This window comes from Paractinoplanes pyxinae, assembly GCF_026626335.1.
Taxonomy (GTDB): domain Bacteria; phylum Actinomycetota; class Actinomycetes; order Mycobacteriales; family Micromonosporaceae; genus Actinoplanes; species Actinoplanes pyxinae.
This window is the reverse complement of sequence record NZ_JAPNTZ010000012.1, coordinates 303,318-315,568: the sequence shown is the minus strand read 5'-3', so window position 1 is coordinate 315,568 and position 12,251 is coordinate 303,318. Positions and strand designations below refer to the sequence as shown.

General features: G+C 69.0%; 13 protein-coding genes. 6 read left to right on the top strand and 7 right to left on the bottom strand.

Translation table 11 applies throughout. From position 1 onward, the window contains the following. Position 1 precedes the first annotated feature (1 nt). Entirely contained in the window at positions 2 to 1,015 is a 1,014-nt protein-coding gene (locus tag OWR29_RS32360; protein ID WP_267567167.1) for an inorganic phosphate transporter, read from the top strand. 9 nt (positions 1,016 to 1,024) lie between these two features. Here the strand turns inward: OWR29_RS32360 and OWR29_RS32355 are convergent, their stop codons facing one another. Next, on the bottom strand, positions 1,025 to 2,002 hold the full coding sequence (locus OWR29_RS32355; RefSeq protein WP_267567166.1) for a Gfo/Idh/MocA family protein: 978 nt from the start codon (positions 2,000 to 2,002) through the stop codon (positions 1,025 to 1,027). 47 nt (positions 2,003 to 2,049) lie between these two features. Between OWR29_RS32355 and OWR29_RS32350 the strand changes: the two genes are divergently transcribed. Further along, the gene (locus OWR29_RS32350; protein WP_267567165.1) at positions 2,050 to 2,841 is read left to right on the top strand and encodes an NUDIX hydrolase; all 792 of its coding nucleotides are present in this window, start codon (positions 2,050 to 2,052) and stop codon (positions 2,839 to 2,841) included. A gap of 23 nt (positions 2,842 to 2,864) precedes the next feature. Here the strand turns inward: OWR29_RS32350 and pstB are convergent, their stop codons facing one another. The 6 genes from pstB to OWR29_RS32320 all read right to left on the bottom strand — a co-directional run bounded on the left by pstB (position 2,865) and on the right by OWR29_RS32320 (position 8,933). Then, positions 2,865 to 3,641, bottom strand: a complete 777-nt coding sequence (gene pstB / locus OWR29_RS32345; protein ID WP_267567164.1) for a phosphate ABC transporter ATP-binding protein PstB — start codon at positions 3,639 to 3,641, stop codon at positions 2,865 to 2,867. A gap of 12 nt (positions 3,642 to 3,653) precedes the next feature. Then, positions 3,654 to 4,703 (bottom strand): phosphate ABC transporter permease PstA, encoded by a 1,050-nt coding sequence (pstA, locus tag OWR29_RS32340; protein WP_438872689.1) that lies wholly within the window; start codon positions 4,701 to 4,703, stop codon positions 3,654 to 3,656. A gap of 120 nt (positions 4,704 to 4,823) precedes the next feature. Then, entirely contained in the window at positions 4,824 to 5,894 is a 1,071-nt protein-coding gene (gene pstC / locus OWR29_RS32335; protein WP_267567162.1) for a phosphate ABC transporter permease subunit PstC, read from the bottom strand. Between the two features lie 38 nt (positions 5,895 to 5,932). After that, the gene (pstS, locus tag OWR29_RS32330; protein WP_267567161.1) at positions 5,933 to 7,030 is read right to left on the bottom strand and encodes a phosphate ABC transporter substrate-binding protein PstS; all 1,098 of its coding nucleotides are present in this window, start codon (positions 7,028 to 7,030) and stop codon (positions 5,933 to 5,935) included. A gap of 291 nt (positions 7,031 to 7,321) precedes the next feature. Next, positions 7,322 to 8,206, bottom strand: coding sequence for a mycothiol synthase (mshD, locus tag OWR29_RS32325; RefSeq protein ID WP_267567160.1), 885 nt, complete (start codon positions 8,204 to 8,206; stop codon positions 7,322 to 7,324). A gap of 10 nt (positions 8,207 to 8,216) precedes the next feature. Next, on the bottom strand, positions 8,217 to 8,933 hold the full coding sequence (locus OWR29_RS32320) for a winged helix-turn-helix transcriptional regulator (protein ID WP_267567159.1): 717 nt from the start codon (positions 8,931 to 8,933) through the stop codon (positions 8,217 to 8,219). A 263-nt stretch (positions 8,934 to 9,196) separates the two neighbouring features. On the opposite strand from OWR29_RS32320, the gene OWR29_RS32315 reads away from it, so the two are divergent. The 4 genes from OWR29_RS32315 to OWR29_RS32305 all read left to right on the top strand — a co-directional run bounded on the left by OWR29_RS32315 (position 9,197) and on the right by OWR29_RS32305 (position 12,250). Continuing rightward, positions 9,197 to 10,198 (top strand): hypothetical protein, encoded by a 1,002-nt coding sequence (locus OWR29_RS32315; protein ID WP_267567158.1) that lies wholly within the window; start codon positions 9,197 to 9,199, stop codon positions 10,196 to 10,198. Positions 10,199 to 10,276: 78 nt separating this feature from the next. Next, complete coding sequence (locus OWR29_RS32310; RefSeq protein WP_267567157.1) at positions 10,277 to 11,071, top strand: LmeA family phospholipid-binding protein; 795 nt, start codon at positions 10,277 to 10,279, stop codon at positions 11,069 to 11,071. 71 nt (positions 11,072 to 11,142) lie between these two features. Further along, positions 11,143 to 11,220, top strand: a complete 78-nt coding sequence (locus tag OWR29_RS48080; RefSeq protein ID WP_324291286.1) for an Ms5788A family Cys-rich leader peptide — start codon at positions 11,143 to 11,145, stop codon at positions 11,218 to 11,220. Positions 11,221 to 11,401: 181 nt separating this feature from the next. Further along, the gene (locus OWR29_RS32305; protein WP_267567156.1) at positions 11,402 to 12,250 is read left to right on the top strand and encodes a sulfurtransferase; all 849 of its coding nucleotides are present in this window, start codon (positions 11,402 to 11,404) and stop codon (positions 12,248 to 12,250) included. Position 12,251: the final 1 nt, after the last annotated feature.

Below are 12,251 nucleotides of genomic sequence, written 5' to 3'. Positions count from 1 at the left end.
CTTGTCGCCCGAGTTCTTCGCCGTCCTCGCGGTGATCGTCGCCGCGATGGCGTTCGACTACACCAACGGCTTCCACGACGCCGCCAACGCCATCGCCACCAGCATCAGCACCCGGGCCCTGACCCCGCGGATCGCGCTGGCCATGGCCGCCGTCGGCAACTTCATCGGCGCCCACCTGGGCGGCGACGTGGCCAAGACGGTCGGCGACGGGCTGGTCAAGCTCGACCTCGGCGTGCCCAGCCTGGGCATCGTCTTCGCCGGCGTGCTCGGCGCGGTCACCTGGAACCTGATCACCTGGTGGTTCGGCCTGCCCTCGAGCTCGTCCCACGCGTTGTTCGGCGGCCTGGTCGGGGCCACTCTGGTGGCCGGGCCGGCCCTGGGCGAGGTGCAGTGGCGCACGATCGTCGACAAGGTGCTCATCCCGATGGTCGCCTCGCCGGTCGTCGGCTTCCTGCTCGGCTTCGCCGTGATGGTCGCGATCATGTGGATCTTCCGCCGCGGCAACCCGGGCCGGCTCAACCGCGGCTTCCGCGTCGCCCAGACCCTCTCGGCCGCGCTCATGTCGCTGGGCCACGGCATTCAGGACGCGGCGAAGACGATGGGGATCGTGGTGCTGGCCCTCTACACGGGCGGCTTCCAGGACAACGCCACCGACATCCCGTGGTGGGTCTACATCACGACGGCGACCATGCTGGCCGCCGGCACGTATTCCGGCGGCTGGCGCATCATCCGCACACTCGGCCGCAAGATCATCGACCTGGGGCCGGCCGAGGGCTTCGCCGCCGAGACGGTGGCCAGCACGGTGCTCTTCTTCAACGCGTACGTGCTGCACGCCCCCATCTCGACGACCCACACGATCACGTCGGCCATCATGGGCGTCGGCGCCACCAAGCGCCTGAACGCCGTCCGCTGGAACGTGGCCGGCAACATCGTCATCGCCTGGATAACCACGTTCCCGGCGGCCGGTCTGATCGCCTGCGCCCTCTACTTCCTCTTCCGCCCGGTCTTCTCCTGAGGCCCCGGCTCAGTAGATGACGCCGATCTCCTCGCGGATCGTGTCCAGCAGGGTCATGATCTCGAGCGTGGTGGCGTGCGACATCAGCGGGCTCTCGAGCTCGCCGGCCTGCAGGCAGCGCTGAACCTCGGCCGCTTCGAACTGGTAGCCGCGGCCGGGGAAGTCGAGGTCGAAGGTCTCGGGGTCGCGGCCGGGGCGGTGCAGGGTGAACGTGCGGGGGACGAAGAAGCCCTCGGGCAGCTCGATGCGGCCGTCGGTGCCGGTGATCGTGGCGTTGTTGCGGCTCTGACCGTTGATGCTGCAGGTCAGCGCCCCGACCGCGCCCGGTTCCCAGCCCAGCAGGATGCCGGTGTTCTCGTCGACCCGCTCGGGGGTGAGGTGGGCCCAGGCCTGCACCGAGGCCGGCGCGCCCATGATCAGCTGGGCGAAGTTGAGGGGGTAGACGCCCAGGTCGAGCAGGGCGCCGCCGCCCAGCTTGGGGTCGCGCAGGCGGTGGCCGGCCTCGAACGGGCCCTGCAGGCCGAAGTCGGCGTGGATAGCGCTGACCCAGCCGATCGCGCCCTCCTCGACCAGCTCGGCGATCTTGCGGATGGCCGGGTTGAGCCGCATCCACATCGCTTCCATCAGGAAGACGTTCTTCTCGCGGGCGTGGGCCACGAGCTGGGCGGTGGACGGCAGGTCGAGGGTGATCGGCTTTTCCACCAGCACGGACTTGCCGGCCTCGATGCACAGGTGCGCCGCCTCGGCGTGGAAGGCGTGCGGCGTCGCGATGTAGACGACGTCGACGCGGGGGTCGGCGGCCAGGTCGGCGTACGAGCCGTGGGCCCGGGCGAAGCCGAACCGCTCGGCGAACGCGGTGGCCGTCTCGGGCCGGCGGGAGCCGACGGCGGCCAGTTCGGCGCCGGGCACGAGCGACAGGTCACCGGCGAACTGGGCGGCGATCCCGCCGGGGCCGAGGATTCCCCAGCGAACCTTCTGTTCCGTCATGATCCTTACGGTATCGTTCCTCCGCCCTCGGGTGGGACGATCGGGACGTGACCGATCCGACGCCTGTGCGGCTTCCCCCGGCAATGGTCAAGAGGGCACGCGAGTTCTCGGGCGATCCGGCCCCGGTGCGCGACGCGGCCACCGTCGTGCTTCTGCGCCCGGCGGGCGCTTCCTTCGAGCTGTACGTGTTGAAGCGTGCGAAGACGATGGCCTTCGGCGGCCTGTACGCCTTCCCCGGCGGCGGCGTCGACCCGTCCGACCGCCCGGAACCCCTCCGCACCGACTGGCCCGACCGCCTCGGTGTGCCCGCCGGCCGGGCCCACGCGGTGGTCGGCGCCGCCGTGCGGGAGCTGTTCGAAGAGACCGGCGTCCTGCTGGCCGGCCCGGCCGGGCAGCCCGACCGCACCCTGAGCGACGTCAGCACCCCGGACTGGGAGGCCGACCGGGCCGCCGTCGCCGCCCGCGAGCTGACCCTGGACGAGTTGCTGCGCCGGCGCGGGCTGCGCCTGCGCGACGATCTGCTGTTCCCGTGGGCCCGCTGGGTCACGCCGGAATTCGAACCCAAGCGCTACGACACCTGGTTCTTCGTCTCGCTGCTGCCCGAAGGCCAGTCCGCTCGGGACGTCTCCGGCGAGGTCACCGAGGCCACCTGGGCCACCGCGAGCACCACGGCCGGCCTGCCCATGCTGCCGCCCACCCGGCGCACGGTCGACTCACTCTCGGCGTACGGGGAAATGGCGCAAATAGTCGCGGCCGCGAGCCGTCGCGATGCCGCAACGCCCGTCATGCCGCGCGTGGAACTGACAGACGACGGCGGCGCCCTCCTGCACATCCAGTAGGGCGCCGCCGGTGGAACGAAGGATCAGCCGAAGCGACCGGTGATGTAGTCCTCGGTCTTCTTCTCGGTCGGGTTGCTGAAGATCTTCTGGGTGTCGTCGTACTCGATCAGGCGGCCGGGGTCACCGGTCTTGTCGATCGAGAAGAAGCCGGTCTTGTCGCTGACACGAGCGGCCTGCTGCATGTTGTGCGTGACGATGATGATCGTGAAGCGGTCCTTCAGCTTGAACATCAGGTCCTCGATCGCCAGCGTCGAGATCGGGTCGAGGGCCGAGCAGGGCTCGTCCATCAGCACGACCTGCGGCTCGACCGCGATGGTGCGAGCGATGCAGAGACGCTGCTGCTGACCACCGGAGAGACCGGCGCCGGGACGGCCCAGGCGGTCCTTGACCTCGTTCCACAGGTTGGCCGACTTCAGCGACTGCTCGGCGGCGTCGTCGAGAACCGACTTCTTCTTGACGCCGTTGAGCTTGAGACCGGCGACCACGTTCTCGTAGATCGACATGGTCGGGAACGGGTTGGGGCGCTGGAACACCATGCCGATCAGGCGGCGGACGGCGGTGACGTCCACGTCCGGGTCGTAGATGTTCTGGTCGTCGATCGTGAGCGAGCCCTCGATGCGGGCGTTGGGCAGCACCTCGTGCATGCGGTTGATCGACCGCAGGAACGTGGACTTGCCGCAACCCGACGGCCCGATCAGGGCGGTGATGGTCTTGGGCTCGACGACCATCGACACGCTGTCGATGGCCTTGAACGAGCCGTAGTAGGACGAGACGTTGCTCGCCTCGATGCGCTTGGCCATGTGGGGTTACCTCTACTTCGACAGACTGTTGCGACGGGCGAGCAGCTTGGCGGCGACCGTCAGGACGAGCACGATCGCGACCAGGGTGAGCGCGGCGGTCCAGGCCCGCGCCGGGGCGTACCGGGAGGCGTCACCGGCCTGCTGGTACACGAAGAGCGACAGCGACTGCTGGCCGCCGGCGAACGGGTCGAAGTTGATCGCCGCTGCGCCCCCGGCCACCAGCAGCACCGGCGCCGTCTCGCCGGCCGCACGGGCGACGGCGAGCATGATGCCGGTGACGATGCCGGGCAGGGCCGTGGGGACCACGACCTTGAGGATCGTCTTCCACTGCGGCACACCGAGGGCGTACGCACCTTCGCGCAGCGGCCCTGGCACCAGGCGCAACATCTCTTCGGTGGAGCGCACGATCGTCGGCAGCATCAGCACGGTCAGCGCCAGCGAGGCGGCGAACCCGGAGAACCGCGGGGTGCCGTTGTTGAACCACGGGCTGACGATGAGCACCCAGAACGAGAGGATGAACAGGCCGGCGACGATCGACGGGATGCCCGTCATGACGTCGACGAAGAAGCGGACGGTGGTGGCGAACTTGCCCCGGCCGTACTCGACCAGGTAGATCGCACCGAGGACGCCGAGCGGAACCGCCATCAGGGTGGCGATGCCGACCTGCTCCAGGGTGCCGATGATGGCGTGGTAGGCGCCGCCCTCGGGGTCCCGGGCGCCGATGTTGTTCATCGACGAGCCGAAGAAGTTGCCGTCGAGGCGGCCCGCACCCTTGGAGATCAGCGTCCACACCACGGAGGCGAGCGGCAGGATGGCGAGCACGCAGGCGGCGTAGATCAGCGTCTTCCACATGCGGTCGCGCGCGGCCCGCCGGCCCTCGATGCGGCCCGCCACGATCTGCAGGCCGATCAGGTAGATGACGACGCCGAGGACGACGCCGAGCACGTAGTTGCCGATGCCGAAGCCGTAGGCCAGGGCCAGCCCGACGACGAGCGCGGCCGCGGCGATGCCGATGTTCAGGCCCACGTGGAGCTTCTGGGACCGGATGTTGTCCGTCGTCATGACGACGCCGGAGGACTCACGTTCAAGAAGGCTCATGCTGTGCTCCCTGGGGCATGCGCTCCTGGCCCTCGCCTGCGAGGCCGTTCATCGGTGCGGCTGAGTGCCGCTCGGTGCAGTCGCTCATGCCGCGCTGTCCCGGAACTCGCGCCGACGGTAGATGATCGCCCGCGCCGCCATGTTGACCACCAGGGTGATCGCGAAGAGCACGAGACCGGACGCGATCAGGGCGCCGCGGCCCGTCTCGTTGGCCTCGCCGAACGCGTTGGCGATGTTGGCGGCGATCGAGTTACCGCCGTTCTCGATGATGTTGAACGAGATGTTGAAGACGACGCCCAGCGTCAGGGCCAGGGCGATGGTCTCGCCGAGGGCCCGGCCGAGGCCGAGCATCACCGCGGCGATCACACCCGGCTTGCCGTAGGGCAGGACCGCGGTGCGGACCATCTCCCACTTGGTGGCGCCGAGGGCCAGCGCGGCTTCCTCGTTCATGCCGGGGGTCTGCATGAAGACCTCACGGGACAGCGAGGTGACGATCGGCAGCACCATGATCGCCAGGACCAGGCTGCCCAGCAGCACCGAGCGGCCGAACGGGCCGTCGCCGCCGAAGATCGGGATCCAGCCGAAGTACTCGTTGAGCCACGCGGAGAAGTTGCGGACCGGCTCCATGAAGACGTCCCGGCCCCAGAGGCCGAAGACGACACTGGGCACGGCGGCCAGCAGGTCGATCACGAACCCGAGCGGCGTGGCCAGCCGCTTGGGCGCGTAGTGCGAGAGGAACAGCGCGATGCCGAGAGCGATCGGCACCGCCACGAGCAACGCGATGATCGAGGTCAGCACGGTGCCGAAGGCGAGGACCGCGATACCGAACCGCGGCTGGGTCTCGTTCGGGAACCACTGGTTGAAGGTCAGGAAGTTCTCGGTGTCGGCGTTGATCGCCGGCACGGCCTTGGAGATCAGGAACACCGCGATGGCGACGATGATGACCAGCACCATCGCGCCCGCAGCCACGGAGAGGCCTTTGAAGCCGGCCTCCATGCCGAAGCGGGTCTTCTTGGGCAGGGCGCCCCCGCCGCCGAATGGGGGTTCTTCGTAGCTACTCGGGGAAACACCGGTGCCGGCGCCCCGGGCGTGACGTCCAGTCACACCCAGGTCGCCGGCGGTGGCGTTCTCCGAGCGGGAGGGGTTGTCACCCATCTGCTCGCTCGCTGTCGTCTCGGAGGGATTCAGTCAGATCAGGAGATCGAGGCGACCGCGGTCTCGACCTTGCTGCGGATGCTCTCCGGCAGCGGGGCGTAGCCCAGGTCGTTCAGCGCCTGCTGTCCGCCGGTGCTGGAGGTGTAGGTGAAGAAGGCCTTCAGCTCCTTGGCCTTCGCGCTGCCCTTGCTGCAGACGATCTCGTACGTGGCCAGAACGATCGGGTACGCACCCGCGGTCGTGGCGGTGTAGTCGATGCTCAGCTTCAGGTCGTTGCCGGTGCCTTCGATCTTGGCGCCCTCGATGCCCTTACCGGCCGACTCGCCGGTCAGCTCGACGTACTCGCCGGCGCCGTTCTTGATCTTGGCCTTCTGCAGGTCCTGGTTCTCGGCGTACGAGAGCTCGACGTAGGAGATGGCACCCGGGGTGCTCTTGACCGCGGTGGCCACGCCGTCCGACTTGGCCGCGCCGGTGCCGCCCTTGGCCTTCCACGCCTTGGCGTTGCCGTAGGTCCAGTCGGCCTCGGCGGTCTTGCTCAGGTACTTGGTGAAGTTGTCAGTCGTGCCCGACTCGTCCGAGCGGTGCACGGCGGTGATGGCGGTGTCCGGGAGCTTGGCGCCCGAGTTCTGCGCCGCGATCGCCGGGTCGTTCCACTTGGTGATCTTGCTGTCGAAGATCTTGGCCAGCGTCGGGGCGTCGAGCTGGAGGTTGTCCAGGCCCTCGGCGTTGTAGACGACGGCGATCGGGCCGACGACCATCGGCAGGTTGAGCGCGGCGCCACCGGGGCACTTCGCGTCGGCCTGCGGCTGCTCCTCCTCCTTGAGGGCGGAGTCGGAACCGGCGAAGTCGGCGGTGCCCGCGATGAACGCCTGGATGCCGGCGCCCGAGGCGGTGCCCTGGTAGTCGATCTTCGCGTCAGCGCACTGACCCTGGTAGGTCTTGATCCACTCGTCCATGGCGTTCTTCTGCGCCGACGAACCCTGGGCAGTCAGGCTGCCGGCGACACAGTTGCCGGCAGCGGCGGACTCGCCGCCCCCGCTCGACGGCTCGTTGTTGTCCGAACCGCACGCGGTCAGCGCGAGCGTCGCAGTCAAAGCAATGCCGGCTGCGAGAAAACCGGACCGCTGGAGCTTCACAATATTCCCTTCGGTGGTGTGCACGCCGGCGTCGCACCGGCATCACCGAAGCTAAAAGCGCGAGGTAGCCGGTTAGCCGGGCCTAAATGAACGCGCGGTGAACACGTCGACGCTCGAATGTGGCCTTACCCTGAGGGCGAGTTGTCCGTTGCGTGAACTGAGTGACTAGAGACCGACTTGTCCGACATATCCGGGCGGAGGTTATCGCCCTGAGACACGTCCTTGTCCGGCTCGTTACTCCTGAGGTTCGCCGTCTCACCGTGCGCTGTGGCGAAGGCCACCTACCAGGAATTATGGCCGGAAGTAGGAGATGTCCGTCTTATAAATGGCAAAGCCAAGACGGCGATAGAGCGCGACGGCGGCGGCATTCGACTCGTCGACATAGAGGTTGGCCACGGTGAGCCCCTGGGCGGCCAGGTGGCTCAGGCCGGCGACGCTCAGCGCTGCCCCCAGGCCCCGCCGGTGCCCGGCCGGGTCGACGCCCAGCACGTAGATCTCGCCGAGGGCGGGGTCGTCGCCCGACGCGGGATGCACCTTGGTCCAGTGGAAGCCGAGAAGCGTGTCCTCGATGTCGACGGCGAGCAGGAAGCCGGCCGGGTCGAACCACGGCTCGGCCTCGCGCAGGCGCAGGTCGTCGAGCGTCCAGCGGCCCTGCTCGGGGTGGTGCGCGAAGGCCCGCGAGTTGACCCCGAGCCAGGCCTGCTCGTCGTGACCGGGGCGGAAACCGCGCAGCGTGACCCCGGGCGGCAGCGGGATGTCGGGCAGGGGCTCGGTCAGCGAACGGCGCATCTGCCACAGAACCCGTACGCGTTCGAAGCCGTTCTTCTCGGCGAAGGCCCGGGCACCGGGCTCGTCGCCGTGCGCCCAGAAGCGCAGCGGCCCGCCACCGGCCGCGGCCAGCAGGGCGGTGCCGTGGCCGTGGCGGCGGGCGGACGGGTGCACGAACAGCTCGCCCGAGCCTCCACGCTCGAGGTAGGCGTAGCCCGCGAGGTGATCGTCGCCGGAGTAGGCCAGAAAGTGAGTGTGCGCGGAAGGGTCGCCCCCACCGCGCACACGCAGAACTACATCTTCAGATAGCGGGTAGACCCCGTCGGCTTGCTCGGCCGCGGCCGCCAAGGCCAGAACTTCGGCCGCCTCAGCAGCACTCAACCGGTCAAGCGGGCGGACGGTCGTCATGCCCTCGACACTAGACCGGAAGCGAGACCGGCGCGTTGTCGGGCAGCTGGCGGCCGGACGGCGGCACCACGAACTTGTAGCCCACCTGGCGCACGGTGCCGATCATCGACTCGTACTCGGAGCCCAGCTTGGCCCGCAGGCGACGGACGTGCACGTCGACCGTGCGGGTGCCGCCGAAGTAGTCGTAGCCCCAGACCTCACGCAGCAGCTGGTCGCGGGTGAAGACCCGGCCCGGGTGCTGGGCGAGGAACTTGAGCAGCTCGAACTCCTTGTACGTGAGGTCGAGCGGACGGCCCTTGAGCTTCGCCGCGTACGTGTCGGGGTCGATGTTGAGCTCGCCCGCGCGGATCGAGCCGCCGGCGCCCGCGGTCGCGTTGCTCAGGCGGCCCACGGCCAGACGCAGCCGGGCCTCGACCTCGGCCGGGCCGGCGGCGGCCAGGATGACGTCGTCGACACCCCAGTCGGCGTTGAGCGCGATCAGGCCGGCCTCGGTGACGACGGCCATGAGCGGGACGCCGATGCCGGTCGCGTGCAGCATGCGGCACGTGGCGCGGGCCTCGGAGAGCTCGGAGCGGGCGTCGACCAGCACGGCGTCGGGGCTGGGCCCGGAGACCAGGGTGCGGACGTCGCGGGGGGCGGTGCGTACGGAGTGGGGAAGCAGATCCAGCGCGGGCAGCACAGCCGACGGCTCACCGTCGCGTGCCGTCACCAACAGAAGGATTTCCACACTCACCTCCGTCCTTGCGGCGCGAGGCCGCTCGGGTGACTCGATGGCGTTACTTTTCGGTTCCGTCATCGGCGGACAGTTCCCGGCGTCACCGACGGGTGGGCTGGGCTTACCTTAACCGATGCATCACCGGGAACGCCTCGATCGTTTGTCTGAGTGATGTAGTGAACGCTCTAAAGAGCGACGTTCGGCAGTTTCGTAACAGGGGTTTTACACAGCCGGCCGAATTGGGCCTTCGCGTTCGTTCTGGCACGATCGCTTGCGTGTTCCCCACCATGCCGCAGGACGAGTCCTGGGACGCCGACGCCTCACGCGAGATCGCGCGGGGCGGCGGCAAGCGCCCGTCCGCCGGCTTCCGGGAGGAGCCCGAACCCGACGTCGTCAGCCAGAACGAACCCGACGAGGGCGAGGACGACGAGTTCGGCGAGGTCGAGGTCGTTCCCGTCCGCCGCGAGCTGTCGCTGGCCATCGCCGGGTTCGCCGGGCTGCTCGCGGCCGGCCTCGTGCTGGGCGCCCTGACCTCGGCGCCCGACTCGCGAATGCCGTACGCCATCGTGCTGTTCGGGGTTCAGCTGCTGGCCCTGCTGGCCTGGGTGATGGCGCTGGCCCCGCCGGCCGCGGCCATCACGGCCGGGGTCTGCGTGGTGGTCGCCCTGGTGGCCGACTACATCGCCGTCACCAGTACGCGGGCCGCCTTCCTGCCGATGGTCTGGGTGACCCTGGGCGGCTTCGTCGCGGCGGTGCTCGGCCAGCTCATCCGGGCCGAGGACCGCAAGCGCGTGACCGACTCGTGGCGGACCACGCTGGTGATCGTGGCGGGCGTCGTCGCGTACGCGATCCCGATCATCCTGACCCGGCAGGAGGTGGGCACGCAGGCTCTGACCGTGTGCGCCGTCGCCGCCGGGGTGGCTCTGCTGGTCGCCCGCGGCACCGACGCGGTCTTCCCCAAGCCCCGCCTGGCCGCCCAGGTGCCCCGCGGCGCCGCCGGGATCGTGCTCGGGGCGATGCTCGGCACGCTGGCCGCGGCCGCGCTGGGCAGCCGGCTGGTGCTGCCGTTCACGCCGGCCAAGGGCGCCGTGCTGGGCCTGATCGCGGTGCTGGTGGCGCACCTGGTCGACCTGGCGGTCAACTTCGGGCAGGCCGACCGCCGGCTGGCCGGTGACGCGCCGACCTTCTGGGTGGCCCGGCACATGCAGGGGCCGCTGGGCGCTTTCGCTCTGCTCGCCCCGGTCACGTACGCCCTGAGCCATTGGTTCCTCGCTTAGCAGTTTCGCCGGGCCCTCGATAGGGGCATGTACGGTTCTCGGCAGTTTCGGCTCGGCAGTTCGGCGGAAGGACGGTCGGTGAGCGGCGAGGTCTACGGCACTGAGCGCCCGCGCAAGAAGCGGTGGGGACGCCGCCTGCTCATCACCCTGATCGTGCTGCTGATCCTGCTGGCCGGTGTCCTGGTGGCGCTCGACCGGTTCGCCGCCGGCTACGCCGAGCGCATGATCGGCGACCGGGTCAGTGAGCAGATCGCCGATCAGAAGGCGACCAGCGAGAAGCCGGACGTGACGATCGAGGGCGTGCCCTTCCTGACCCAGGTGCTCGACGGGAACTACGAGCGCATCCGGATCAAGCTGGCCAACCTCTCGGGCCCGGCCGGCAACAACCGGACCGTCCGGGTGGGCAACCTGGACGTGAACGCCGACAACGTCAACGCGCCGCTCGACACCATCCGCAGCGGCAACGGCGACATCGTGGCGAAGACGGTGACCGGCACCGGCGTGATCGACTATCCGCAGCTGGCCGAGCTGATCGGCCAGCCCGGGCTCAAGCTGGCCGAGCGCGACGGCAAACTCGTGGGCAGCGCGCCCGTACAGGCTCTGGGTCAGACCTTCGACGTTTCCGGCACGGCCGAGGTGACCGTCAAGGAGGGCGTGGTGCAGGTGCGCTTCTCCGACGTCACGGCGGCGAACCTGCCCAACGTGCCGCTGATCCGCAATCTGATCAACAGTTACGTACAGAAGCTCTCGGTCGATCTGCGGGTGCCGGAGCTGCCGCTGAAGCTCGCCGTGCAGAAGGTCGAACCCACGCCCGACGGCCTCCGGTTCACCGCCGGCGCCGACAACGTGTCACTCAACGCGGGCGGTCTGTGAGCTCGGCCTCCTTCCCGGATCGTGGTCGGACTCTGTTACCAGCACGTGAAGCGCTGGTAGGGTCCGTTCTCATGAGCCTGTTGCTCACCAAGAGGCGTGCGGTCGACCTGTGCCGCATGGCCGCCTGCCTGTGTCGCCCCGTCATCTGACGGGGCCACGTGTGCTGAGCACCTTCTAGCTCTCTCCCCGCCGGCAACGCAGCCGGATTCGTGGCGCCGTCGCACGACAGCTCGAGATCCATTCCATCTCCACTGGGTCCCGCGCGCGGTGCGACACCAAACTCCGTGCGCTGACTCACCCCTATCTCTCACCTGACAAGGGAGTGACCTGATGAGTCGCGACACCGCACTCGTCTCGGCCGACTGGGCCGAGCAGAACCTCGACACCCCGGGCCTGGTCTTCGTCGAGGTCGACGAGGACACCACCGCCTACGACGGCGGACACATCCCCGGCGCCATCAAGATCGACTGGAAGAAGGACCTGCAGGACCCGGTCCGGCGCGACTTCGTCAACCAGGAGCAGTTCGGCGCCCTGCTGTCCGAGCGCGGCATCTCCAACGACGACACGGTGATTCTGTACGGCGGCAACAACAACTGGTTCGCCGCGTACGCGTACTGGTACTTCAAGCTGTACGGCCACGACCAGGTCAAGCTGCTCGACGGTGGCCGCAAGAAGTGGGAGCTCGACGCCCGCCCGTACACCAAGGACGTGCCGGTCCGCGAGAAGACCAGCTACTCGGCCCAGGCGCCCGACCTGTCGATCCGCGCCTTCCGCGACGAGGTCGTCGAGGCCATCGGCGTCAAGAACCTGGTCGACGTGCGCAGCCCCGACGAGTTCGCCGGTCGCCTGCTCGCCCCGGCCCACCTGCCGCAGGAGCAGTCGCAGCGCGGCGGCCACATCCCGACCGCGATCAGCGTGCCGTGGAGCAAGGCGGCCAACGAGGACGGCACCTTCAAGTCCGACGACGAGCTGGCCAAGATCTATGGCGACGCCGGCCTCGACGGCAGCAAGGACACCATCGCCTACTGCCGCATCGGCGAGCGCTCCTCGCACACCTGGTTCGTGCTCAAGGAGCTGCTGGGCCAGCAGAACGTCAAGAACTACGACGGCTCGTGGACCGAGTACGGCTCGCTCATCGGCGTGCCGATCGCCCTCGGCGACGAGCCCGGGAAGGCGTGAC

Coding starts and splice junctions, on each gene's coding strand:
- OWR29_RS32355 (WP_267567166.1), bottom strand. CDS start 2,002: ATGACGGAACAGAAGGTTCGCTGGGGAATCCTCGGCCCCGGCGGGATC.
- pstB (WP_267567164.1), bottom strand. CDS start 3,641: ATGGCCAAGCGCATCGAGGCGAGCAACGTCTCGTCCTACTACGGCTCG.
- pstA (WP_438872689.1), bottom strand. CDS start 4,703: ATGACGACGGACAACATCCGGTCCCAGAAGCTCCACGTGGGCCTGAAC.
- pstC (WP_267567162.1), bottom strand. CDS start 5,894: ATGGGTGACAACCCCTCCCGCTCGGAGAACGCCACCGCCGGCGACCTG.
- mshD (WP_267567160.1), bottom strand. CDS start 8,206: ATGACGACCGTCCGCCCGCTTGACCGGTTGAGTGCTGCTGAGGCGGCC.
- OWR29_RS48080 (WP_324291286.1), top strand. CDS start 11,143: ATGAGCCTGTTGCTCACCAAGAGGCGTGCGGTCGACCTGTGCCGCATG.
- OWR29_RS32305 (WP_267567156.1), top strand. CDS start 11,402: ATGAGTCGCGACACCGCACTCGTCTCGGCCGACTGGGCCGAGCAGAAC.